This window comes from Porcincola sp. LCP21S3_C12 (genome assembly GCF_052118625.1).
Classification (GTDB): domain Bacteria; phylum Bacillota; class Clostridia; order Lachnospirales; family Lachnospiraceae; genus Porcincola.
Genome location: NZ_JBQKGW010000002.1, coordinates 26,470 through 49,629 on the forward strand (window position 1 = coordinate 26,470; position 23,160 = coordinate 49,629).

Consider the following 23,160-nt stretch of genomic DNA (forward strand, 5'->3'; position numbering starts at 1 on the left):
GCTCCATCACTCTATGATTATTCCTATCCCGTTTTACCCCTTCACTCCTCCGGCCGCAAGTCCGGAAGCCAGATTCTTTTCAATCCCGATGAACAGGATAATGACAGGGATGATGGAGAACAGGGATGCAGCAAACAGGTACTGCCATTCCACCATGTTATAACCGTTGAAGATATTGATCCCGACCGTGAGCGGTTTGACAACATCATCGGAGATCAGGGTCAGCGCGATGGTATATTCGTTCCATGCATTAATGAAAACGAAGATCAGCGTTGTGACGATGCCAGGTGCAGCAATCGGAAGCAGCACCTTGAACATGCTTTGTACCCTTCCGCAGCCGTCGATCCTTGCTGCTTTCTCCATCTCCGGGGAAATGGCATCGAAGGTTCCCCGCAGAAGCCAGACTGTGAATGCCTGATTAAATGCTGCATTGACAAGGATCAGGCCGAGCAGGGAATTAACCAGATGGAAGGTCATCATGATCTTGTATATTCCGATCACCAGGACAACCGGTGCAAACATCTGGGACACAATGACAATGCCCAGGAACACATTCTGTCCTTTGAACTTCATGCGGGTCAGGGCATACGCGGCCGGAATCCCGCACACCATCGCGATGGCAGTCGACCCGAGGGCGATGATGATCGAATTCAGAAAATAGTTCAGCATCGGGGCCTTGCGCCAGATGTCAGTCAGATTGCTCCATCTCCACTTGATCGGCAGCAGTGTTCCATTGATTGAATAGATCTCTGCCCTGCTCTTGAGTGCCGACGTGAACATTATAAAATAAGGGTAAAGAATCACGACACAGAATGCGATTACCGCAATATAAAGCAGAATGCGGAGGACAAGCTTTTTCCCCGTCAATGCTTTCTTTCCTGTATTTTTCATTTACCTCTCCTTCTGTCCTCTTAACGTAAAGACCATATACACACTCGCACAGACCAGGAGAATCAGAAAGCCGATGACCGAAATGGCTGCGGCCTGCCCCTGCTTGCCGTTGTAAAACGCAAGCTTGTACAGATAGGTGACGAGCGTATCCGTCCTGTTCGCCGGGTCTCCCTTGCTCATGGTCCAGATAATCGGAAACGAATTGAATACATAGATGATGTTCAGCACGGTAGAGACCGTCAGCTGCGGACGGACCAGCGGAATTGTGATGTGGAAAAGCTTCTGCCAGTAGTTGGCTCCATCTGCCGTTGCCGCCTCATAATAAGACTCATCGATTCCCTGAAGTCCCGACAGGACACAGAACGTGACAAACGGGATGGTGACAAAGATTCCGACAAAGCATTCCCAGGCAAAATAGGCGCCCGGCGTCGGAGTCCAGTTGACATTGCTCGAAATGATCCCCAGTTTTTTCAGCAGTGTATTCAGCGTGCCATAATCCGTATTGATGATGAAATTCCAGACACTGGCCTGGATCACAAGCGTGGTCGCCCACGGGAAGACCACGATTGCCCTCGCAATCTTTCTTCCTCTGAACTCATTGTTCAGAAGCAATGCCAGGATAAAACCGACCACGGTCGATACGGCAACGACAACAACTGTCCACACAAAGGTATTCCACAGGACAATCTTAAAAGCCGGTTTTCCTGTCGCAGCGATGAAGTTGTCAAATCCCGTAAATCCCTTGACAATTCCCGCCCTTGTAACCTGGCTGAACGCCATCCTGAAAACCATGCCGATCGGCAGCGCGATGAATAATGCCATGAGAACGCAGCTGGGCAGGATCCAGATATATGGTTCGATTAATCGATATTTCTTTTTCATTGACATCCTCTGTTTTTGTACACGGTTGAAAGGACCTTGCTGCGGAGACAGGCCGGATAAGCATCCGGCCTGTCTTCTCACTGTACATCTGATGAAGAGCCGAAGGGTTGCTGCCGCCTGAGCGGTTCAGGGGGCGTCAGGCAAAGAACGTCAGCCTGCGATTTCACTCTGAAGACTGTCCAGAAGTTCCTTGACGTCCTCACCCAGAAGCGCATTCTGTTCGACATCGATGACGCCCTGCTTGACATCGGCCCATTCAGCCTTTGCTGTCGGATAGAACTTGGAAGAGCCGACGATATCAACCCATGCCGCCATACTTTCATCTGCCTTTGCAATGATCTCGCCGCCTGTCTTGGTTGCCGGAAGGAAGCCCTCCATCTGAACCCAGTCAGAATAGCGCTGATCGTCATAGAAGTAATCGAAGAACGTGCTGATCGCTTTCAGCTTTTCGTCCGAGTATCCATTGTCAAAGCACATAAAACGATCCATAACACCTGCTGATACGGAAGTATCTGTATTGGTCGGGATCGGAGCGACTTCGTAATTGATGGAGTAACCGCCTTCCTTCAGGTATGCCGGAATGGAGTTTGGACCGATCATCATCGCGATCTTGCCCGCTCCGAACATATCCTGGAGATCATATCTGGTTTCATTCGCAGGGTCCGTGTTTGTATAGCCGTCCTTGATCAGTCCGATCTCAAACTCAACGGCTTCGACATTCTTGTCACTGTTCAGCGCCCAGTTATTGTCGTCATCAACAAAACCGCCGCCGTTGTTCCATGTATAATAGGCAAAGGCTGCCTGGCCTTCATCTGTCGTCAGGTCGATGCCCCACGGATATACTTCTCCCTTGTAGTGATCCTTGATCGCTTTGCACACATTCTTCAGATCCTCCCAGGTCTTCGGAGCTTCCACCCCGACTTCCTTCAGAATGTCCGCGTTATAGTACATCGCTCTCGCAGAAGCCAGATCCGGAATCGCCCAGACTGTTCCATCTACGACCGACTGTTCAAGGAATGATTCGTACATCTTGGAGTAGGTTTCCTCCGAGACATAGTCCTTGGCTGGAAGAAGAAGTCCGTCTGCCTGATAGTCGGCAAAGACGTCAATGTTCAGGATATCCGGTGCCTGTTTGTTTGCAATCCTGGTGTTGACTGCCGTATAGATATCATTCCATGATACAACATCCACGTTAAGATCAATGTCTGGGTTGTCCTTTTCAAAATCCTTCTCAAACCCCTTCCACCAGTTCGCTGTCTGCTGGCCGTACTGAGCAGCAATCACGCTGATCGAAATCTTGTCAGAAGACTCCGCGTATGCCGATCCCGCCACCATGCCGGCTACTGCTGATCCGAGCACAAGACCTGCAGTCAACTTTTTCATGTTCATAGCAATTCCTCCTTTTTTATTTGCCAGATTTTGTTGTTTTTATGGTACAGGATCCGGATAATCCCGTCAATATCCGGATTGATATAATGCCTAAAATTGGCAGTATTATGCCAATTAATATAGCGATTCTGTCTCTATTATCTCATATCTGATTGTGTTAATCGGTTATCTTGTTCATATATACGGCATTTTTATGCTTTATTTTGTGCATTTTATTTGTCATCCGGTTGGCTCGAGTGTGGAGCTGATCCCCAGTGAATGATAAAATACTGTCATATGCAAAAAATGCGTAATCGATTAATTCTGTCAAAGGAAAAAAGCTCTGTACATAAGAAAAGGTTTTCAGAAATCAAGCGTATCGAGAATTGATATCAGATACATCCTGTCGGGTTCCCCATGCAGCATCTTAAGCCCCTGTACGTTCCATATGCACTTCATTGTGCTGTTTCTTGCCTTGGGCTGCCAGGAACCGTGATATGCAAGCAAGCCTGTCATACTAAAAAAGGGCAGCCCGTGAGGGCTGCCCTTACCTGCGATCAATCTATTTGTTTCACGCGAACTTAAGCGGGTTCAGCTTGATGCCTGGTCCCATTGTGGAAGTAAGCGTGACACTCTTCAGGTACTGTCCCTTCAGAGTGGACGGTCTTGCCTTGACAACTGCTTCCATCAGCGTCTGGAAATTTTCCTTCAGCTGCTCTTCTGTGAAGGAAGCCTTTCCGACCGGTACATGGATGATATTTGCCTTGTCCAGTCTGTACTCGATCTTACCGGCTTTAATATCCTGAATCGCCTTTGCGACATCCATGGTAACCGTTCCTGCCTTCGGGTTAGGCATGAGGCCTTTGGGTCCGAGGACACGGCCCAGACGTCCGACAACACCCATCATGTCAGGCGTTGCAACAACAACGTCGAAATCGAGCCATCCTTCGTTCTGAATCTTCGGAATCAGCTCCTGCCCTCCGACAAAATCAGCTCCCGCTGCCTTTGCCTCGTCAACCTTTTCATTCTTTGCGAACACAAGGACGCGAACCTTCTTGCCGGTTCCTGCCGGAAGGACGACTGCCCCTCTGATCTGCTGATCAGCATGGCGTCCGTCGCAGCCGGTTCTGATATGGCATTCAACTGTCTCGTCAAACCCTGCGGATGCAACCTTCTTTACCAGAGCGACAGCCTCGTCGACATCATACAGCTTTGAGCGGTCAACCAGCTTTGCTGCGTCCTGATATTTCTTACCTCTCTTCATGTTCAATCTACCTCCTGGTGGTATTTTCGGGAATTTCCCTCCCACTTGACTCAGACCTTCAAGTACTCTCAATCCTCGACCGTGATGCCCATGCTTCGAGCCGTTCCGGCGATCATGCTCATCGCCGCCTCGATGTTCGCAGCATTCAGATCTGGCATCTTCAGCTCAGCGATCTCGCGGACCTTCTCCTTGGAGATGGAAGCAACCTTCTCCTTGTTCGGGGTCCCGGATGCGCTCTTCAGATTGCAGGCCTTCTTCAGAAGTACCGGTGCCGGCGGAGTCTTCGTGATGAAGCTGAAGCTCCTGTCAGCGTAGACAGTGATGACGACTGGGATAATCATGTCGCCCTGATTTGCGGTACGCGCATTGAATTCCTTCGTGAACTGTACAATGTTCACGCCATGGGAACCAAGCGCCGGTCCGACCGGCGGAGCAGGAGTTGCCTTGCCTGCCGGGATCTGCAGTTTGATATAGCCAGTAACTTTCTTTGCCATGATAATGACCTCCTTGTGGTGCCAGCGGGGGATACCCTCCCACTCTTTACTTTACCTTCGTGATGTCCGTAACATTCATTCCGACTGGTGTGCCGTTCATGAATTCCGGGATGCTGATCTTGACTGTCTGGCGGCTCTCATCGATCGAATCGACAACGCCGACTGCGTTGACCCAGACACCGTTCGTCACCCTCACCGTATCTCCTACGTTGAAGTCAATCGACGGCGCCTGCGGCGCGACACCAAGGCTCACCATCTCGCTCTCTGTAAGCGGAATCGGCTTTGTCGAATCTGCTCCGACGAATCCCGTGACGCCCCTGGTATTTCTGACGATGTACCAGTTATCATCATTCAGGATCATATGAACGAACACGTAGCCCGGAAACAGCTTTCTCTTGACAAGCTTCTGCTTCGGAGCCTTCTTTTTCTTCTGAGGCTTGCGCTCGCCCTCTTCCGTGTACTCGATCTTGTCAGCCTCGCCCTCATCCGTTCCAGTTGTCTCAACGACCTCCTGAACCGGAATCCGGACTTCAAGGATGGTATCTTCAAGATGCATATTGGCGATGGTTTTCTCTAGGTTAACCTTCACCTTGTTCTCATACCCGGAATATGTGTGAGCGACATACCACTTGGCTTCCTGTACATCAGATCCGCTGTTTTCCGTGTTCATAGATTCTGTGTCAGCCATTCTCTCACCCTGTCCTTCATGTTTACCGCACAACTGCTCATAGACTGATTGTCAGGAGCTTGTCCAGGCCACTCTTCATCAGATAATCAAGAATAGCGATGATCGCGCTCAGAATGACTGAAACAACCACCACTGCCCCGGTCTGCTTCGCAAGCGTATTCTTCGAAGGCCAAATGATCTTGCCCCACTCGACCTTTACGCCGCGGAAGAATGAACGGAGTCTGGATTCCTTGTCTTCTGCCATTATGGTTCTCCTTCAAAGCAGCTGAATCTTTGTTACTTCGTTTCCTTGTGCACTGTGTGCTTTTTGCAGAATGGGCAGTACTTTCTGACCTCCATCCGCTCCGGATGGTTCTTCTTTTCTTTGGTCAGATTGTAGTTACGATGCTTGCATTCTGTGCACGCCAAAGTGATTCTCGTACGCACAACTTCCACCTCGCTCTCTGTAATATGATAGATGATCGCAGAAAACAGTCTGTCTGCCTGTCTTCAGTCGTCTCAAGGGCAGAATAACCCTTTTGACTGCATTCATACGCCGAAAAAGTATAGCACACATATAAAATCAGAGTCAACCACCGTTCAGGGTTTTCTATGATGCCGGTTTTCTATGATGCCAGCCGTTCTTCGGCTGATTCCCCGAATGACCCATTTTCACCGATTCTTGTCGATGAGGTCCGACACGTTGAAGAATGACGAAAAATTGTCAGGCGCATTCTTCAGCGAGTAACCATCGACAAAGCGTCTGGTCATTCTCATATAGCCATCCCCGATTTCCTTGTAGTCTGTGTCTCCCCACAGGCCGCAGAGATAAACCAGTCCGTTCTTAAGCAGGTAACTGAGGCTGTCCCCAGGGTAGGAGACTTCCGCCCCATACGGAAAAAACAGGATGTCTGCCTTCCCGGTCAGCGGCGCGACTTTGCTCTCCCAGCTGTCGATCTCCTGTCTGAACTGGTCCGTTGTCATGGACGCGTCATTCATGTAAGAATGGGACCAGCCAGCGGACGCGATGCTCCATCCCTCATCTGTAAGCGTCTTCGCGATCTCCGCGATCTTCTTCTGGCCATCCGTGTAGGAAGCCGCGCTGTTTCCGGAAGAAGAACCCGCCTGATCTCCATTTTCAGATTCTGAGGATGCCCCTGTACTTGCTGTGTCCGGAAGCTGATAGCCGAACACACCGTTTTTACCGGAAACCGAGACGATTCCACGCGCCCCGCGGAACGAAAAGTCCGGATGTTCTGCAATAAAGGAGTCCAGAATCGGAACCAGATCATAATCTCCGGACAGATCGTGCCCGTCTTCATCTGTATACTGTGCCTTGACCGCTCCGTCCTCTACTGTCAGTGCGGTCGCAATCCCGTCCCCGTTTTTCACAGAGGAGTAGTCCACGTTGTCCTGGGAAAGAACAATTGGTTTCTTCCCGGAAGGGAGCCTGAGCGTCTGGAGCTCCATGTCCCCCTCGGACTGCAGTTTCGCGATGCTGTGGATGTCAACCAGGATGTAGTTGTTCTCATACAGGCTCTGAAGCATCGCCTTGAACTCATCTGTCGTTACCATCGTGCTCTTGTACGTGTCTGACAGGCTGTCTCCGTCAAATGCCCTTGACGGGTCCTCAATCAGGGTCGGGAAGCACAGATGAGGAATGTCTCCATCCCAGGCCGTGAGCGCAGCGTCGCCCGCCTCATACTGCTTCCTGGCCTCTGCCACACGGCTGTCCAGCGCAAGGTTTCCGGAAAGCGTATTCAGCGTTGCGATGGCTTCCTCATAATTATATCCTGCAGCCTGGTCCGCAGCTGTCTGGAGGATCTGTGAGACATTCTGTTCCTCTGACTCCGACTGCTCCTGTGCTGCCCGCTGCTCCTTCATCTTTGGGGTTTCAACCGGCTCATTGTTCTCGTACTTGCCGTCTGTCCCGATCGCCTCGGCAATCTGGTCATTCATCTGCCTGCGGCTGCAGCCCGAAAGCCCCAGTACAGCTGCAACAAGCCCCACAGCTGCAGTGGCAGCGGCTGCTTTTCGAAAAACCGGGGAATGTGCCTTGCGCATCATGACATCCTCTGAATCCGGCGGACCGCCTCTTTTGTATTCTCATATGTTCCGAACGCGGTCAGGCGGAAATAATGCTCTCCGCTCGGTCCGAAACCTGCCCCTGGTGTTCCAACAACATGGGCCTGCTCCAGCAGCTTGTCAAAGAACTCCCAGGATGTCATCTGTCCCGGCGTCTTCATCCAGATATATGGTGCGTCAACGCCGCCATACACTTCATAGCCGGATTCCTTCAGTGCGTCCATGATCACCCTGCAGTTTCTCTTGTAGTATCCGACCTGCTCCTTCAGCTCCTTCTTTCCCTCCTCGGAGTAAACCGCCATCGCCGCCTTCTGGACGATGTAAGGTGCCCCGTTGAACTTGGTCCCATGTCTTCTCGCCCACAGGGAATGAAGCTTCACCCCGCCGCGTTCCAGATCCTTCGGCACTACAGTAAAGCCCAGACGCGTGCCTGTGAAACCTGCATTCTTCGAAAATGAGCGGATCTCGATCGCGCAGCTGCGGGCGCCTTCACATTCATAGATCGAGTGCGGGACATCCGGGGCAGAGATGTAAGCCTCATATGCAGCATCGTATATGATCACGGCGCCGATCCTGTTTGCATAATCAACCCACTCACTCAAACGCTCCTTTGTGATGGAAGCTCCTGTCGGATTGTTCGGATAGCAGAGATAAATGATATCCGGTTCCTGCTTCGGAAGCTCCGGCGTGAAATTGTTTTCCGCCACGCATGGCATATAGATCACATCACTCCAGCGCTCCGTCTTCGGATCATAGGTTCCGCAGCGGCCTGCCATGACGTTTGAGTCCACGTAGACCGGATAAACCGGGTCGCAGACCGCAATCCGGCTGTCCCGTGAAAAGATTTCCTGAATATTCCCCGAATCGCTCTTTGCGCCATCGGAGATAAAAATCTCGTCCGGGCTGATGCTGCAGCCTCTGTCTTCATAGTCGTTTTTTGCGATTGTCTCGCGCAGCCAGCTGTATCCAAGATCAGGGGAATACCCGTGGAAAGTTTCCGCGCGGGACATATCGTCCACCGCAGCGTGCAGTGCCTTGATGATCGCAGGTACAAGTGGCTGCGTCACATCGCCGATCCCGAGACTGATCACATCCGCCTCAGGATGAGCCTCCTTGAATGCCCTGGACTTTTTTCCGATTGTGGAAAACAAATAGCTTCCGGGAAGCTTCAGATAATCCTCATTGACTCTGTACATAGTTCTCCTCTCTGACAGCTCTTCTCTGCCTGATCTACTGTCTTCGCCCTGAAACACCGCCCTTCTCAGGCCGGTTTTATTTAATCACCTGCAGGCGAATCTCTCCCTCAAAAACCGTGACAGCCGGTCCGGTCATGAAGACGGTGTTTTTCTCCTCGTCCCACTCGACCAGAAGATCTCCGCCCCGAAGATGAATCTTCACCTTCCTGTCTGTCCATCCATTCAGAATACAGGCCACCCCGACGGCGCACGCACCTGTTCCGCACGCCCAGGTTTCGCCGCTCCCCCGTTCCCAGACACGCATCCGGACATTCTCCCTGTCCTCAACCTGGATGAATTCCGTGTTCACTCCCTCCGGAAATACCGGGTGATGCTCAAAATGAGGCCCGATCGCCGGAAGATCCAGCTCATACGGATCCCGGACCCTCGTGATACAATGCGGATTCCCCATCGAGACGCAGGTTACAGGCCAGCTCTGTCCATTCACATTCAGAGGTGCATCCAGAATGACCCTTCCGTAAGGCTTTTTCTCAGTAACCAGGCTTTCACCGGCTTCTCCCAGACGGACCGGAATCTTCTCCGGCTCCAGCACCGGGCTTCCCATATCGACGCGCACAGTCTCGACCTTCCCATCCTTCACGTGAAGATCGAGCGTCTTGACCCCGGAAAGTGTCTCGACGGTCATCCGTTCCTTTCGAACCATTCCATGGTCATAAACATACTTTGCCACGCACCGGATCCCGTTTCCGCACATCTTCCCTCTGGATCCGTCAGCGTTGTACATATCCATGAAACAATCCGCCGTGAGGGAAGGTCTGATGATGATCAGTCCATCCGACCCGACTCCGAAATGACGGTCAGAAATGATAACCGCCGCCTTCTCCGGATCCTGCACGTTCTCCTCAAACCCATTCACATAAACGTAGTCATTGCCGCAGCCATGCATCTTGGTAAATTTCATGTGAGGCTGTCTCCCTTCTGTCAAAACCCTTCCTGGTGGTTGACTATGCCCTTCAGCATACACGATTCCGAAGTCCGCGGCAACCGCTTCCGGCGGCGTCCCTTCAGATGCGCAGTCAGCGTTGTCACTGCTTTCCAGGTGGCAGGCCTGGTCCGCTTTTCATCTGCCCTGCCTGCTAAGCTTACGGCCGGATTCCCGAAATACAAGCAGCATCCGGCTGCTGTCCGGCGCAAGCGGCCGCTCCGAATAACCGTCGAAGGCAGCCTGAAAAATCAGCCCGGCCTCCTCCGCCAGTCTCTTCACAGTATCCATCGGGTAGGCCCTCTCAATATGAGTCTCGGATGCCCTCTGGTAAAGGCCGTTCTCAAGACGTGCAAATATCGTCAGGTCATATTCATTTTCACGGCGTTCGGGATGGTAATCGTTCTCCCAGACCAGCGCGCATTCCTCTCTCACATCCGCAAAGACATTCTGCGCAAGCTCATGTTCATAATAGGATGCTGTGTTCATATCAAACACAAAGATACCGCCCGGGTCCAGATAATTCTCCACCAGCCTGAAAACCTTCAGCAGGTCCTCCTCCGACTCCAGGTAGTTCAGGCAGTCACAGCACGAACAGACTGCCCTGACCGTCCCATACAGTTCAAAGACCCTCATGTCCTGCTGCAGATACAGGATGTTTCCTCCTGCCTGTTCATGTTCCATTGCCACCTGGAGCATGTCCTCAGAGTCGTCAACACCGATCATGTCATATCCTCTGTCCCTCAGGCGCCGGGTCATCTGGCCCGTCCCGCAGCCCAGGTCGAGGACAAGGCCATCGTCAATTCCATAGCCGGAAAGAATCCGGCAAAGCTGCCGGGCCCAGCTGTCATACGGGACATTGTCCATGAATTTGTCGTAAACCTGCGCAAAGCTTTCATACATCGCCATGTTCAGTGAATGATTCCTCCGAGCAGTCCATAGAAAATCACCGAGATGATAAATGCAGCAAGCAGGACGCCAAGCCCAATTGCCACAGAGGATCTCTTTCTGTCCATACCAAGCAGTGCCGCGATCATACTGCCGGTCCAGGCACCTGTTCCAGGAAGCGGAATCCCGACAAAGAGCAGAAGTCCCAGAAATTCCCCTCGGCTGAGGCTTTCACTCTTCTTCATCGCGTGTGCTTCAATCTTATCGACCAGTTTGTGATGCTTCGTTCTCTTGAAAAACTGAAAAATTTTATTCAGCAGAAGCAGAATAAACGGAACCGGAAGGATGTTTCCGATGATGCAGATCGGAAGAGCTGTCAGCAGATTCACCCCGAGGAGCTTCGCCACAATCAGACCTCCCCTGCACTCGAGAATCGGGAAAAGGGAGACAATGAAACAGACCAGCTCGGCAGGCATAATATGTCCGAGGTTATTCGCGAACCAGACGGCAACCGCGTTCGTCATAGAGAAAACTCCTTTTTATGATGGGTTTACAGATACGATTTCAGGAAGTCAAACAGAACGTCCATCTGCTCGTCCGTCCCGATCGTGATCCGCAGATAATTGTCGATCCGCGGGCTGTCAAAATACCGGACGATGATGCCCGCCCTTCTGAGCGCCTGGAACAGATCCCTTGCCTGCGCCTTCTCATGCCGGACAAACAAAAAGTTCGTTTGTGAATCGGCAAAGGAAAAGCCAAGTGACGACAGCACTTTTTTGCTTCTCTCCCGCGTCGCAATCACCTTCCCGGCTGTCTCCCTGTACCATCCGGAATCCTCCGCGGCAGCTTTTCCTGCAGCAAGCGCGGCCTGGTTCATCGTATAGGAATTGAAGGAATACTTGCAGTCACTCAGATATCGGATCAGTTTTGCCGATCCGATCGCAAATCCAATTCGCATGCCCGCAAGGCTTCTGCTCTTCGAAAAGGTCTGCACAACAAGCAGGTTATCGAACTCCGGAAGCAGCGACAGCGCGCTGCTTCCGTCCGGAGCGAAATCAATGTAGGCCTCATCCACAATCACAACACTGTCCGGGTTGGCCAGTAGAATGTCCCTCACCGCCCCCTTCTCCATCAGAACGCCTGTAGGCGCATTGGGGTTTGGAAAGATGATTCCGCCGTTTTCCTTCAGATAATCATTCTTGACGATCTCAAACTCCGCATTCAGTTTCTGCTTCTGATACGGGATCCGGAACAGATCGGCCCAGACCTCATAGAAGGAGTACGTGATATCCGGAAAAAGAATGGACTTTCCGGAATTGAAGAAAGTCAGAAAGCTCATCGCCAGCACATCATCAGACCCTACCCCGACAAACACCTGATCCTGTGAGACATGATATGCATCCGCCAGCGTCTTCGTCAGAGCAGCTGCCGCCGGATCCGGATACCTCCGGAGGCTTTCCTCTGTCACACCCGAAAGCGCGGCCATCACCCTCGGTGATGGAGGGTATGGATTCTCATTCGTATTCAGCTTTACAATATGAAGATCCTTCGGCTGCTCGCCGGGTGTGTAAGGCACGACTCTTCTGACGCCATCTTCCCATGAAGCCATCTTTCTCTCCTCTTCGTCCTTCCCAGTCTGATCTATGCCACGCATGTTTTCCTGCCATTCAGCAGGCATGCCGGATCAAATTCACCGCTCATTTACGCGCGCCGGATTGTCCGTTCCGCCAGTCTTTCAAATGCCGGCATAGACCGCTCGATCGTCTCCGGCGAGACACAGTAGGCAATCCGTACATATCCGGGTCCTTCAAATGACCGCCCGGGCACAAACAGAAGGTGCTCTTTCTTTGCCTCCGCGACAAAGTCCCGTTCATCGTCCAGCGGGCTCTTCATCCACAGATAAAAGGCTCCCTCCGGCTTCACATAAGAATATCCATATCTGTTCAGCCCCTCGCAGAGACGCTTTCTGTTCCGGTCATAGAAATCCAGATCCACCTTCGCCTCCAGGCAGCCTGCGACTGCCAGCTGCATCAGGCTTGGAGCATTGACAAAACCGAGAACACGGTTTGCAACCGCTGCCGCTGCCTGAATCTGCTGCGCATCATCCAGCTCATCCGGCATTACCAGATACCCGATCCGTTCCCCTGGAAGAGACAGCGATTTGCTGAACGAATAGCCCACGATCGTATTGTGATAATACTTTGTCAGAAACGGAACCTTCTTCCCGTCGTATACCAGTTCCCTGTACGGCTCATCGGAAATCAGGTAGATCGATGTACCATACTTTTTCTCCATCCGGCAGAGCAGCTCTGCAAGCTGCCGGATCTGCTCCTCCGGGTAAACCACTCCGGTCGGATTGTTCGGGTTGTTCAGAATGACAGCCTTTGTCCGCCTGCTGATCAGCTTCTCCGCAGCCTCCAGATTCAGGAGAAAATGCTCCGGTTCAGGGGGCACAGCTCTGAGCACTCCCTGATGGTTCGCCACATAGCTTCTGTATTCACCGAAAAACGGGGCAAACACCAGCACTTCATCCCCCGGGTCAAGCAGCGTCTTCAGCGTTACATTCAGCCCGCCGGCTGCTCCAACCGTCATCAGAATGCTCCGGCTGGTGAAAGCTGTGGAAAACCTTTCATTCAGGTTGTCTGCGATCTTTTCCCGGACTTCCTCGAATCCGGCATTGGGCATATAGCCGTGAAGCTTCAGCGGCGGAACTGTCTCCGTCAGGTTCCTGATCTGCGCCCCGACGCCTGCCGGAGCCGGAACATTCGGATTCCCGAGGGAAAAGTCATAGACATTCTCCGCCCCGTATTCCGCCGCCATCCGTCTGCCTTCCTCAAACATCGCCCGGATTGCGCTTGAATTCTGCACGAGTTCCTGCATTGCCTTTGCAATCACTGGAGCGTCACCTCTCCTTTTTCAACCATCATCACCGGATGATAGCTTTCCTTTGCCTCCCGGAGTCCCTCATCTCCGGTATCATCTTCCCGGTTTACATACGGAATCCCGTCCATCGCGTGCTCGACAAACTGCTGATTGATCACGGTGTAGGCGCCCTCGACATCGGTCAGCGCTTTCTCGATATGGACCACAAAGGTATCGTCATTCACCTTTTCCCCGATCGTGTAAGCCACGACCTGACCGTTCACCCGAAGGAGACCGCCGGTCAGATGAAGTTCCTTCAGGAGCCGGAGCGAGTTCAGCGCCACGCACATCTCGATCCGTTTTTCGTAAAGCTCATCACAATCATTCAGCACCCGCCACTTCAGTCCCATCTGGAAGCATTCTTCCACATTGTCATCCGTGATCGGCTCGAAAGACCAGTCCGGGTAATCCCGCAGGAATTTGTTAATATGATTTTTCTTTCCGTGATATTTTCTTCCGGACAGATTCTTCAGCTTCTCCGTCTCATAAACATAGTCCCAGTAATTCCGGGTCGGCTCAAAATGAAACTTTCCCGGACAGGCCGTCTCAATCAGATCAAACTGTTCCTTCGTCACATACCGGATTCGAAACGGTGCTCCTTCCTCGCTGGCAAGGCCGGTCATTGCGTCCAGTGCCGCGGGGAGCTTTTCCGGCTCTCCCATCGGGAAACGGAAAAAGGGCTTCGGTGTCTTCGACTTCAGAATCAGTACACCATCTGAAATCTGGTACTCCATCGGCTCAAGATGCTTCCACAGATAGAGGTTTGAAAAACAGTCATCGCATGAACGGGAATTCAACCTTCTGTAGAACGGGAGTAAGAGCTCCTGGTCCGCAAGTGTGATCTCTTTGAATCGCGACGTTGGTAAATCCATACAATCCTTTCCGGCTTATCAGCCTGCTACAAGGCCTTCGCTGCGCATCACGGCTGCCACGTCATAGACATACTTTGCGCAGAGGTCATCCGACTCAGCCTCCACCATCACGCGGACGACCGGCTCCGTTCCGGAGGGACGCACGAGGATGCGGCCGTCCGATCCAAGCTCCTCTTCAGCCTTTTCGATCGCGGCCTTCACTTTTTCGTTTTCCATCACAGCCTTCTTGTCGGCTACGCGTACATTCTTCAGCATCTGCGGATAGATGCGGCATTCTGCCTGCAGGTCCCCGAGCGTCCGCTTGGAGGCAATCATCGTCTCCATCACCATCAGAGAAGTCAGAATTCCGTCCCCTGTCGTCGCATGCTTGCTGAAGATAATGTGCCCGGACTGCTCGCCCCCGAGGCTGTACCCATTTGCCGACATATTCTCATAGACATACTTGTCACCGACCTGGGTCTGCTCGTAGCGCATGCCCTCACGCTCCAGCGCCTTGTACAGACCGATGTTCGACATTACGGTTGTGACAACGGTGTTGTCCTTCAGCTGTCCGTGTTCTTTCATATATTTGCCGCATACATACATGATCAGATCGCCGTTGACCTCCCGGCCTGCTTCATCGACCGCGATGCAGCGGTCTGCATCCCCATCGTAGGCGAACCCGACATCCAGGTTGTTTTCCTTCACAAATTCCTGAAGCGCATGGATATGGGTGCTTCCGCAGTCTGCATTGATGTTCGTGCCATCCGGATGGTTGTTGATGACATAGGTCTTTGCTCCGAGTGCGTCAAACACGCTCTTTGCAATCGAGCTGGAACTGCCGTTGGAGCAGTCGATTCCGATTCGGTAGTTTTTGAAAGAGCGGGTCGCAAGAGAGATCAGATAGCCGATGTAGCGGTTTCTGCCGGCCACATAATCCTGCGTGCGGCCGATCCGATCGCGTACAGCAAGCGGAATTTCCCCGCTCCTGCCATCGATGTAAGCCTCAATCTTTTCCTCGATAGAAGCATCGATCTTCTGCCCGGTTCCGGATATAATCTTGATCCCATTGTCATAATATGGATTGTGGCTGGCTGAAATCATGATCCCGCAGTCAAAGTCATCCAGACGGACGCAGAAGGCAACGGAAGGAGTCGTTGTCACATGGAGCAGGTAAGCATCTGCCCCGGAGGCTACAAGCCCCGCGCTCAGCGCGTCCTCGAACATATAACTGGATCTTCTGGTATCCTTTCCGATGACAATCTTTGCCTTGCCATCCTCATGCTGCTGTCCATAGTACCAGCCCAGGAAACGTCCGACCTGAAATGCATGCTGGACATTCAGCGTCACATTCGCCTCCCCGCGAAATCCATCCGTTCCGAAGTACTTCCCCATATCAAACTTCCTCCTCTTTATACCTCTGCTGCCTCTGCCAGTTTTTCAGCCTGTTCTGCTGCGATCAGTGGTTTGACCAGCTGGTCCAGGTCGCCGTCCATAATCTGATCAATCCGGTATACGGTCAGGTGCACGCGGTGGTCAGTTACCCTTCCCTGCGGAAAATTGTACGTGCGAATCTTCTCGCTCCGGTCACCGGAGCCAATCTGGTCCCTCCTGGTTTTTGCCTCGCTCTCCTGCTGCTCCATCTGGCGGAGCAGCAGCAGCTTTGAGCGCAGGATCCGGATCGCCTTGTCCTTGTTCTTCAGCTGAGACTTTTCATCCTGGCAGGATATGACAATCCCAGTCGGGATATGAACGAGCCTGACAGCGGAGTCCGTCGTGTTGACGCACTGACCGCCATTGCCATGTGCACGGAACACATCAAATCTGCACTCGCCAAGATCCAGATCTACATCGATCTCATCCGCCTCCGGCATGACCGCGACGGTCGCAGCCGAAGTGTGAATTCTCCCGGCAGACTCCGTCTCCGGTACCCGCTGCACCCTGTGTGTGCCGCTTTCATACTTCAGATGTGACCACGCATCCTCCCCGCTGATCAGAAGGACACACTCCTTATAGCCTCCGAGTCCGTTTTCATTGATCGATGTCACCTCCGCCTTCCAGCCCTTGCGCTCCGAATAGCGAAGATACATCCTGCACAGGTCGGCTGCAAAGAGGGCTGCCTCATCGCCGCCGACGCCTGCCCGGATTTCCAGAACCACATTCTTCCCATCGTTCTCGTCCCGCGGCAGCAGCAGGAGCTGGAGTTCTCCGGACAGCTTTTCCGCTTCCTGTCTGGCAGCCCTCAGCTCCTCCTTCAGATAGGATACCATCTCCGGATCTGTTTCCTCCCGAAGAAGCCCCTCCAGATCCTGAATCGTCTCCCTGGCCTTCAGCATCCGGGAGTATGCTGTGACAACCGGCTCCAGGCGCGAACGTTCCTTCATCAGCCTGCCGAGAGCCGCCGGATCGGAACCTGCATCCGGATGGCTCAGTGACCGGTCGATCTCCTCCAGCCTCTGCCTTACATCTTCTAATTTTTCAAACATAACAGTCTGTTACTCCTGACAGGGGTCAGTCCCCGGGAAAACAGAGGAGACCACCCGATCCAGGCCGTTCAGATCTCTGATGATCCTGACCTCCCTGAAACCTGCCTGTCTCAGCATCTCCGTCACATCCTGCCCCTCATCAAATCCGATCTCAAACAGAAGACTGCCGCCGGGATTGAGGTACTGCGGCGCCGCTCGGACAATTCTCCTGTAAAAGGAAAGGCCATCCGTTCCTCCGTCCAGTGCCAGTAACGGCTCGTGATCCCGGACCTCCTCCATCAGGTCTCCGATGTCTCCCGTCCGGATGTAGGGCGGATTGGACAGGATCACATCAAAGGTTCCTTCTACCTTCTCAAAGAGATCACCTTCCAGGAATGTCACATCGGTACCTGAATTTTCAGCGTTTCTTCTGGCAATGTCAAGGGCCGGCCCCGAAATGTCCGTTCCGACTGCCTCGATACCGGGACAAAGCCTCGCCGCCGCAACGATCAGACAGCCCGATCCCGTACAAAGATCGAGCACCCTGACCGGTCTTTGACCTCTCCGTGCTCCGTCAGTCTCCTTCGCACAAGCCTTCTTCTGAAGTACCTGGATCCGTTTTACCGCTTCCTCCTCCAGGATCTCCGTATCCTGCCTCGGCGTCAGTACCTGATCGGATACCTCAAACCGGATTCCGCAGAAGTCTGCCTCCCCGGTAATCTGCTGAAGCGGCACCCTGCAGCTCCTCAGCCGCACGGCTTCCCTGTATCGGGGCAGAACTGCCTCCGGCACCTCCTCTTCTTCCAGGAGAAGGAGCTGTGTTCTGCCCATCGACGAAGCATATTCGAGAAGGAGCCCGGCGTCAATGTCTGCGTCCGGTACTCCCCTCCGGGAGAGTTCCGCCGCCGCATCTCTCTTCGCCTGCCGGAAGGTTGCACGGCGGCATGACATGACCTCCTTCATCTCAGCGTGTAAAGCTCCTTTCCTCCCTTCGGCTCATCCGCATCCGTCAGTACATAGTGAGCGCCGAAATTCTCATTCAGATACTTTTTCCAGTTGAAGACTGCCTCCACAGACGCAATTCCGACCTCGATCTGGGCATCATCCGGCTCTCTCGTTGTAAGCCCCTGGAGTGCAAGCCCCGGTTTTGAGAGGACATCGACGAGTTTGTTGTCATACAGGCCGGCCAGACGGATAAATTCATAGGATACTCCGGCGACAACCGGAATCAGAAGCAGCCGGATGACAATTCTCATGACCGGGTCCGGTGTCCGGATAAACAGGAAAAATACGATGGAGACAATCATGACGAACAGCAGGAAGCTTGTCCCGCAGCGCTTATGCTCCTTCGAGCTCTTCCTGACATTCTCCACATTCAGCTCCAGCCCGTGTTCGATACAGTTGATGCACTTATGCTCCGCACCATGATACATGAACGTCCGCTGAATGTCCTTCATCCGGGAAATCAGCAGCATATATCCGAAGAAAATGGCCAGACGAAGCACCCCTTCCATGATGGAAATCACCGCCTCCGGCGCCCCGATTCCCTTCAGAAGTCTTGAGAGAAAATATGGCAGCATCATGAACAGGGCAACGGAAACCACAAGCGAAATGATGACTGTGAAGGCTAAAAGCACGGTGTTGTCAGAATCCTCCGACTTGCCATTCCCGGACTGGGATCTTGCCCTGAGCGTCTCCCGCTGCTTCTGCGCATCCTCTCCCGCCTTTTCAAGAATGGCCGCCGCTTCCTTCCCCCTGCCGGCTCTTTGCAGCTTTTCTGCCTTCTTCTCCGCTTTCTTCTGTTCCTGGGCCAGACGCTCTTCCAGTTCCTTCTCCGATTCTTCTGCAAACCGGTCTGCCGAGAACATGAGTGCCTTCATCCCCAGAACAAGCGAGTCGACGAACGCGACAACTCCTCTGACGATCGGAATCTTCCGGACTTTTCCGGCGGCGGAATGGTGTGTCCCGGTCTGGACCGTAATCTGATTGTCAGCTGTCCGGACTGCGACTGCATAGAGCGCGCCGTTTCTCATCATGACGCCTTCCATGACGGCCTGTCCGCCGATGTTTGAGTACTTCATAAGTTTGTTTTCCTTTAAACAAAGAAGGGCTGAGGCCTCTTCTCTGAGCAACCTCAACCCTCCGAAAACTGCAACCTTATTACTGCTTCTCGCTGCCGAAACCGTACTTCTTATTGAACTTATCAATACGTCCGCGAGCCTGAGCCTGCTTCTGCTGTCCTGTGTAGAACGAATGGCACTTGGAGCAGACCTCAACGTGAATCTCCGGCTTTGTCGAGCCGGTCACGAATGTGTTCCCGCAGTTGCATGTAACGGTAGCCTGATAGTACTTCGGATGGATTCCTTCCTTCATAATTCTCACCTCTCTGACGGAATGTGAACTGCTGCGCCGGTGCTTCCTTCCCGCACCGCCGTAGATTCCCGCTCTCAGCGGACAATCCCTGCAAGTCCATGCAGTTTGCGTACCTGAAAGCCATTCTCATCAATGGCCTGCCTCTGTCTGCAATCAGGCACAGCAGAGCCAGTATAGCACAGCCCGGAAATGTTTGTAAACACCTTTGTCCAGGCCGGACCGCTCCGTCTGCTTCAGACCATACGCTGCCGCAGAATCGTGCGGATTAGTTCTTCGTTCGACCTGGTATGCATGAACAGATCCAGAATCCGCTCCGTCGCCTCGTCGCTCTTCATACCGTTGAGGGCCCTGCGCATGATCGTGACAGCGTCCGCCTCCTCCCGGCTCAACAAGAGATCCTCTCTCCTGGTTCCCGACCGCTGAATGTCGATCGCCGGGAAGATTCTTCTCTCCGAGAGCTTGCGGTCCAGAATCAGTTCCATGTTTCCTGTCCCCTTGAATTCCTCGTAGACGACGTCATCCATCTTTGAGCCAGTGTCGATCAGCGCCGTCGCCAGGATTGTCAGGCTTCCACCCTCTCTCATATTTCTGGCTGCGCCAAAAAACTTCTTCGGCGGATGAAGCGCCGCCGGATCGATTCCTCCGGACAGCGTACGCCCGGATGCAGGCACGATCAGGTTGTACGCCCTCGCCAGCCTGGTGATGGAATCAAGCAGAATGACCACATCCCTCTTCAGCTCCACCAGACGTTTCGCGCGCTCGATTCCCATCTCGGCAACACGTCTGTGATGTTCCGGCGTCTCGTCGAATGTCGAGTAGAGCACTTCGACATTGTCCCCGGTAATCGCCTCCCGAATGTCCGTTACTTCCTCCGGGCGCTCATCGATCAGCATGATGATGATATGCTCCTCCGGGTTGTTCAGCAGAATGGATCTGGAGATGTCCTTCAGGAGGGTTGTTTTTCCGGCCTTCGGCGGCGAGACAATCATGCCTCTCTGTCCTTTTCCGATCGGCGCAATTAAATCTACAATCCGCATCGAAATTTCCCGCGGTGTCCGTTCCATGCGGAGCCGCTCATTCGGAAAGATCGGCGTCATGCTTTCAAATGTACATCTGTTCGCGATCTCTGCCGGCGTCAGGCCGTTCACGGTTCTGACAAACAGGAGCGCCTGAAACTTTTCCTGCTGTGCCCGGATCCTGGTATTGCCGGTGATGATATCCCCGGTGCGCAGTCCGAAACGCCTGATCTGGGAGGGAGACACATAGATGTCAGAATCTCCGGGAAGGTAATTGTCCGAACGGATAAATCCATACCCGTCAGACATAACTTCCAGAACACCTCCCACCTCATGTCCGGAATCGAGATCCTTCAGTTCCATCGGAAGCTTGTTATCCTCCCCGAGAAACCGTTCCCGTTCCGGAGCCGGTTTCGGGTTCTCCGGAGTTCTCATTCCTGCTCCCTGGCTGCCCGCAGAAGCGCCAGTCTGATCCTGTCTGTGGTCCTGCACCCGGCTCCCGACACCCGCAGCACCGATTCCCTGGGCTGCAGAATCGGAAACAGTCCGATGATCCAGCATCCTCGATCCGGCCACCGATGCTCCAGTTCCCGAATATCCGGCTGTGGAGCCGGAAAGTCCGGCGTTTCCACCCGCCGGATAAGGATTTCCGGAATTCCCGCGTGCCTGGTACGTCCGTGTGTCATGGCTTTCCCGGACAGCCGGCTGCGCCGTCCGTGTCATTGGCTGCCTGCCTCTTGCCTGCTCCCGGGTCGTCCTTCTCCGCAGCTGTCTTCTGACCCCCTGCGTCTGACCGCCCTCGCGGCCGGTGCTGCTGCTCTGACCGCCCTCGCGTCTGGTGCTGACCTTGTTTCTGTGTCCCGAAGCTGTCTCGTCCGTCCGGCCTGTCTCACGACTCACGCCTGAGGTCTGCCGCGCTGCGTCCCCGGTACTGCCCTGCATCTCTTCTCCGCGGCCGGATCCTCTATCAACCAGCTTCGCTGTCTCGCGGCTCGCTTCCGAGGCATGCGCCCGGTTTTCCTCACGGTCCGGATTCTGTCTTCCGTGATTCTCCCGTCTCTCATGATCCTTCGAGGGAGTCCCGGATGGTTCTGATCCATGGCCGGAATTGTTTTCACTGTTATTCTTCTGGTTCTCTAAAAGAGCATCTATAAGCGCACTCTTCCTCAGCGCCGAGACGCTCTTCACACCACTTTTCTTCGCCATATCCCGGAGAACGGCGACAGACAACAGCTGCAACTGATCTTTTGTCATAAAACTTCCTTCATATTGTCTGGATTGTTGAAAACAGAAATTAAGAGAAGACGATTTCTGAATGATTAGAGTCGATGGCACCTCTGCCATATGCCCAACATAGCATACTTTTTTGAAAAATAAAACACCTTTCGTTGCATTTCCAATGAAATTACCATAAAATTGTGGCAAGGGCAACCCCTCTGAAGCAGACGGACAGGCTGCCCTGTCATTTTATCCTGAAAGGAAGTGGTGTCTGTTGTCAGCACATACTGGCATTCAGATTGTCCTGCTATTGATTCTGATTCTTTTGTCCGGGTTCTTCTCCTCTGCGGAGACAGCTCTGACAACAGTAAACCGTGTCCGGATCCGGACGCTATCCGACTCCGGGAACAAGCGCGCAGCCACAGTGCTCAGCGTACTTGACGCCCAGGAAAAGATGCTGTCCTGCATCCTGATCGGCAACAACGTCGTAAACCTGTCTGCCTCTTCACTCTCCACAACGCTGGCGATCAGTCTTTTCGGAAGCCGGAGCGTCGGACTGGCTACAGGCATTCTGACGCTTCTGATTCTGATATTCGGAGAAATCACACCGAAGAATGCGGCGAATGTCAACTCCGAAAAACTGTCGCTGAGATACGCACCGGTCATTCATTTTCTGATGATTGTCCTGACGCCTCTGATCTGGGCTGTAAATCTCCTCTCCTCCGGAGCCATGAAGCTCCTGCATGTCAGCAGGACCGGCGGAGACTCAACCATCACGGAGGACGAAATCCGCACAATGGTTGATGTCAGTCACGAGGAGGGTGAGACAACAGGAGAGGAACGGACACTGATCAACAATGTCTATGACCTCACGGATCAGACCGCCGGTGACATCATGGTCCCGCGGGCAGACATGATCGCCGTGAGCGCGGACGACAGCTACGAGCACATTTCCCAGGTCTTCCAGCGGGAGCGCTTTACCCGCCTTCCGGTCTACAGGGACGGTCGTGACCACATTGTCGGCATCATCAACATCAAAGACTTCTGTTTTCTCGAGGACTCGAAAAAGAAGGATTTCTCTCCGGCGATGATCATGTATCAGCCATATTTTACCTTTGAGTCCAAGTCGGTCGTCTCTCTTATGGAAGAGATGCAGGCAGGCAACTACTCCCTGGCCATTGTCCTGGATGAGTACGGCGCCGCCTCGGGCATGATCACATTCGAGGATCTCATCGAAGAGCTTGTCGGAGAAATACGGGACGAATATGATGCGGATGAGCAGGACTGGATCCGCAAGATCGGACAGAATACCTATCTGATCCAGGGCAGTGTCAAGCTGGATGATCTCAACGAGCGCCTGGGAACAGATCTTGAGTCAGAAGATTACGATTCCATCGGCGGGTATCTGATCCAGCAGCTTGGAGACCGTCTGCCCCGTGCCAAGGATGAAGTAACGACACCGGAGGGCATCACCCTCCGCGTGGAGTGCATGAAAAAAAGACGCATCGAAACGGTGCGCCTTACGCTGCCTCCTGCCTTATCGGATCATTCGGGCGCTGAAGAAGAGCGTGCCCGCCATACTTCTCCGGAGCCCTGAT

At 53.2% G+C, this 23,160-nt stretch carries 23 protein-coding genes; 1 reads left to right on the forward strand and 22 read right to left on the reverse strand.

Annotated features, from left to right (window positions below):
* Positions 1–33: 33 nt before the first annotated feature.
* The 22 genes from ACTQ1N_RS01280 to rho all read right to left on the reverse strand — a co-directional run bounded on the left by ACTQ1N_RS01280 (position 34) and on the right by rho (position 21,688).
* Entirely contained in the window at positions 34–891 is an 858-nt protein-coding gene (locus ACTQ1N_RS01280) for a carbohydrate ABC transporter permease (protein WP_441953873.1), read from the reverse strand.
* The gene (locus ACTQ1N_RS01285; protein WP_441953875.1) at positions 892–1,713 is read right to left on the reverse strand and encodes a carbohydrate ABC transporter permease; all 822 of its coding nucleotides are present in this window, start codon (positions 1,711–1,713) and stop codon (positions 892–894) included.
* A 210-nt stretch (positions 1,714–1,923) separates the two neighbouring features.
* A complete protein-coding gene (locus ACTQ1N_RS01290; protein WP_441953877.1) occupies positions 1,924–3,162 on the reverse strand; it encodes an ABC transporter substrate-binding protein in 1,239 nt (412 codons plus the stop codon).
* A 550-nt stretch (positions 3,163–3,712) separates the two neighbouring features.
* Positions 3,713–4,405 carry a 50S ribosomal protein L1 gene (gene rplA, locus ACTQ1N_RS01295; RefSeq protein ID WP_441953879.1) on the reverse strand — a complete coding sequence of 231 codons (693 nt, stop codon included), beginning with the start codon at positions 4,403–4,405 and terminating at the stop codon, positions 3,713–3,715.
* Between the two features lie 68 nt (positions 4,406–4,473).
* Entirely contained in the window at positions 4,474–4,899 is a 426-nt protein-coding gene (gene rplK, locus ACTQ1N_RS01300; protein ID WP_154524711.1) for a 50S ribosomal protein L11, read from the reverse strand.
* A 46-nt stretch (positions 4,900–4,945) separates the two neighbouring features.
* Positions 4,946–5,587 carry a transcription termination/antitermination protein NusG gene (gene nusG, locus ACTQ1N_RS01305; protein ID WP_441953882.1) on the reverse strand — a complete coding sequence of 214 codons (642 nt, stop codon included), beginning with the start codon at positions 5,585–5,587 and terminating at the stop codon, positions 4,946–4,948.
* A 37-nt stretch (positions 5,588–5,624) separates the two neighbouring features.
* The gene (gene secE / locus ACTQ1N_RS01310; RefSeq protein ID WP_154524710.1) at positions 5,625–5,831 is read right to left on the reverse strand and encodes a preprotein translocase subunit SecE; all 207 of its coding nucleotides are present in this window, start codon (positions 5,829–5,831) and stop codon (positions 5,625–5,627) included.
* Between the two features lie 32 nt (positions 5,832–5,863).
* Complete coding sequence (rpmG, locus tag ACTQ1N_RS01315) at positions 5,864–6,013, reverse strand: 50S ribosomal protein L33 (protein ID WP_277067743.1); 150 nt, start codon at positions 6,011–6,013, stop codon at positions 5,864–5,866.
* Between the two features lie 225 nt (positions 6,014–6,238).
* Complete coding sequence (locus ACTQ1N_RS01320) at positions 6,239–7,633, reverse strand: polysaccharide deacetylase family protein (protein WP_441953885.1); 1,395 nt, start codon at positions 7,631–7,633, stop codon at positions 6,239–6,241.
* Entirely contained in the window at positions 7,630–8,847 is a 1,218-nt protein-coding gene (locus ACTQ1N_RS01325; protein WP_441953887.1) for an LL-diaminopimelate aminotransferase, read from the reverse strand. Before ACTQ1N_RS01325 ends, ACTQ1N_RS01320 begins: the two co-directional genes overlap by 4 nt.
* A gap of 76 nt (positions 8,848–8,923) precedes the next feature.
* Entirely contained in the window at positions 8,924–9,808 is an 885-nt protein-coding gene (dapF, locus tag ACTQ1N_RS01330) for a diaminopimelate epimerase (protein WP_441953889.1), read from the reverse strand.
* 159 nt (positions 9,809–9,967) lie between these two features.
* Complete coding sequence (locus tag ACTQ1N_RS01335) at positions 9,968–10,738, reverse strand: class I SAM-dependent DNA methyltransferase (protein ID WP_441953891.1); 771 nt, start codon at positions 10,736–10,738, stop codon at positions 9,968–9,970.
* Between the two features lie 2 nt (positions 10,739–10,740).
* Positions 10,741–11,241: a COG2426 family protein gene (locus tag ACTQ1N_RS01340; protein WP_441953893.1), complete on the reverse strand. Its 501-nt coding sequence runs from the start codon at positions 11,239–11,241 to the stop codon at positions 10,741–10,743.
* Positions 11,242–11,267: 26 nt separating this feature from the next.
* On the reverse strand, positions 11,268–12,326 hold the full coding sequence (gene hisC, locus ACTQ1N_RS01345; protein ID WP_441953895.1) for a histidinol-phosphate transaminase: 1,059 nt from the start codon (positions 12,324–12,326) through the stop codon (positions 11,268–11,270).
* A gap of 92 nt (positions 12,327–12,418) precedes the next feature.
* Positions 12,419–13,612, reverse strand: coding sequence for a pyridoxal phosphate-dependent aminotransferase (locus ACTQ1N_RS01350; protein WP_441953897.1), 1,194 nt, complete (start codon positions 13,610–13,612; stop codon positions 12,419–12,421).
* Complete coding sequence (locus ACTQ1N_RS01355; protein WP_441953899.1) at positions 13,609–14,511, reverse strand: DUF2156 domain-containing protein; 903 nt, start codon at positions 14,509–14,511, stop codon at positions 13,609–13,611. Before ACTQ1N_RS01355 ends, ACTQ1N_RS01350 begins: the two co-directional genes overlap by 4 nt.
* Before the next feature lie 18 nt (positions 14,512–14,529).
* A complete protein-coding gene (gene glmM / locus ACTQ1N_RS01360; RefSeq protein ID WP_441953901.1) occupies positions 14,530–15,885 on the reverse strand; it encodes a phosphoglucosamine mutase in 1,356 nt (451 codons plus the stop codon).
* Between the two features lie 17 nt (positions 15,886–15,902).
* Positions 15,903–16,976, reverse strand: coding sequence for a peptide chain release factor 1 (gene prfA / locus ACTQ1N_RS01365; RefSeq protein ID WP_441953903.1), 1,074 nt, complete (start codon positions 16,974–16,976; stop codon positions 15,903–15,905).
* A 9-nt stretch (positions 16,977–16,985) separates the two neighbouring features.
* Complete coding sequence (gene prmC, locus ACTQ1N_RS01370; protein ID WP_441953905.1) at positions 16,986–17,918, reverse strand: peptide chain release factor N(5)-glutamine methyltransferase; 933 nt, start codon at positions 17,916–17,918, stop codon at positions 16,986–16,988.
* A complete protein-coding gene (locus ACTQ1N_RS01375) occupies positions 17,915–19,036 on the reverse strand; it encodes a DUF1385 domain-containing protein (RefSeq protein WP_441953907.1) in 1,122 nt (373 codons plus the stop codon). The genes prmC and ACTQ1N_RS01375 overlap by 4 nt, the downstream gene beginning before the upstream one ends.
* 79 nt (positions 19,037–19,115) lie before the next feature.
* Positions 19,116–19,328 (reverse strand): 50S ribosomal protein L31, encoded by a 213-nt coding sequence (rpmE, locus tag ACTQ1N_RS01380; RefSeq protein WP_154524686.1) that lies wholly within the window; start codon positions 19,326–19,328, stop codon positions 19,116–19,118.
* A 233-nt stretch (positions 19,329–19,561) separates the two neighbouring features.
* Positions 19,562–21,688: a transcription termination factor Rho gene (gene rho / locus ACTQ1N_RS01385; protein WP_441953909.1), complete on the reverse strand. Its 2,127-nt coding sequence runs from the start codon at positions 21,686–21,688 to the stop codon at positions 19,562–19,564.
* A gap of 148 nt (positions 21,689–21,836) precedes the next feature.
* Between rho and ACTQ1N_RS01390 the strand changes: the two genes are divergently transcribed.
* The gene (locus tag ACTQ1N_RS01390; protein ID WP_441953911.1) at positions 21,837–23,159 is read left to right on the forward strand and encodes an HlyC/CorC family transporter; all 1,323 of its coding nucleotides are present in this window, start codon (positions 21,837–21,839) and stop codon (positions 23,157–23,159) included.
* Position 23,160: the final 1 nt, after the last annotated feature.

What these genes read in the sequence shown, in the direction of transcription:
- prfA (WP_441953903.1), bottom strand. Translation starts at nt 16,976, where the DNA reads ATGTTTGAAAAATTAGAAGATGTAAGGCAGAGGCTGGAGGAGATCGAC.
- rpmE (WP_154524686.1), bottom strand. Translation starts at nt 19,328, where the DNA reads ATGAAGGAAGGAATCCATCCGAAGTACTATCAGGCTACCGTTACATGC.
- nusG (WP_441953882.1), bottom strand. Translation starts at nt 5,587, where the DNA reads ATGGCTGACACAGAATCTATGAACACGGAAAACAGCGGATCTGATGTA.
- glmM (WP_441953901.1), bottom strand. Translation starts at nt 15,885, where the DNA reads ATGGGGAAGTACTTCGGAACGGATGGATTTCGCGGGGAGGCGAATGTG.
- ACTQ1N_RS01335 (WP_441953891.1), bottom strand. Translation starts at nt 10,738, where the DNA reads ATGGCGATGTATGAAAGCTTTGCGCAGGTTTACGACAAATTCATGGAC.
- ACTQ1N_RS01325 (WP_441953887.1), bottom strand. Translation starts at nt 8,847, where the DNA reads ATGTACAGAGTCAATGAGGATTATCTGAAGCTTCCCGGAAGCTATTTG.
- hisC (WP_441953895.1), bottom strand. Translation starts at nt 12,326, where the DNA reads ATGGCTTCATGGGAAGATGGCGTCAGAAGAGTCGTGCCTTACACACCC.
- ACTQ1N_RS01280 (WP_441953873.1), bottom strand. Translation starts at nt 891, where the DNA reads ATGAAAAATACAGGAAAGAAAGCATTGACGGGGAAAAAGCTTGTCCTC.
- rplA (WP_441953879.1), bottom strand. Translation starts at nt 4,405, where the DNA reads ATGAAGAGAGGTAAGAAATATCAGGACGCAGCAAAGCTGGTTGACCGC.
- prmC (WP_441953905.1), bottom strand. Translation starts at nt 17,918, where the DNA reads ATGAAGGAGGTCATGTCATGCCGCCGTGCAACCTTCCGGCAGGCGAAG.
- rho (WP_441953909.1), bottom strand. Translation starts at nt 21,688, where the DNA reads ATGGCAGAGGTGCCATCGACTCTAATCATTCAGAAATCGTCTTCTCTT.
- ACTQ1N_RS01355 (WP_441953899.1), bottom strand. Translation starts at nt 14,511, where the DNA reads ATGGATTTACCAACGTCGCGATTCAAAGAGATCACACTTGCGGACCAG.
- ACTQ1N_RS01290 (WP_441953877.1), bottom strand. Translation starts at nt 3,162, where the DNA reads ATGAACATGAAAAAGTTGACTGCAGGTCTTGTGCTCGGATCAGCAGTA.
- ACTQ1N_RS01320 (WP_441953885.1), bottom strand. Translation starts at nt 7,633, where the DNA reads ATGATGCGCAAGGCACATTCCCCGGTTTTTCGAAAAGCAGCCGCTGCC.
- ACTQ1N_RS01375 (WP_441953907.1), bottom strand. Translation starts at nt 19,036, where the DNA reads ATGAAGTACTCAAACATCGGCGGACAGGCCGTCATGGAAGGCGTCATG.
- dapF (WP_441953889.1), bottom strand. Translation starts at nt 9,808, where the DNA reads ATGAAATTTACCAAGATGCATGGCTGCGGCAATGACTACGTTTATGTG.
- rplK (WP_154524711.1), bottom strand. Translation starts at nt 4,899, where the DNA reads ATGGCAAAGAAAGTTACTGGCTATATCAAACTGCAGATCCCGGCAGGC.
- ACTQ1N_RS01340 (WP_441953893.1), bottom strand. Translation starts at nt 11,241, where the DNA reads ATGACGAACGCGGTTGCCGTCTGGTTCGCGAATAACCTCGGACATATT.
- ACTQ1N_RS01285 (WP_441953875.1), bottom strand. Translation starts at nt 1,713, where the DNA reads ATGGCATTATTCATCGCGCTGCCGATCGGCATGGTTTTCAGGATGGCG.
- secE (WP_154524710.1), bottom strand. Translation starts at nt 5,831, where the DNA reads ATGGCAGAAGACAAGGAATCCAGACTCCGTTCATTCTTCCGCGGCGTA.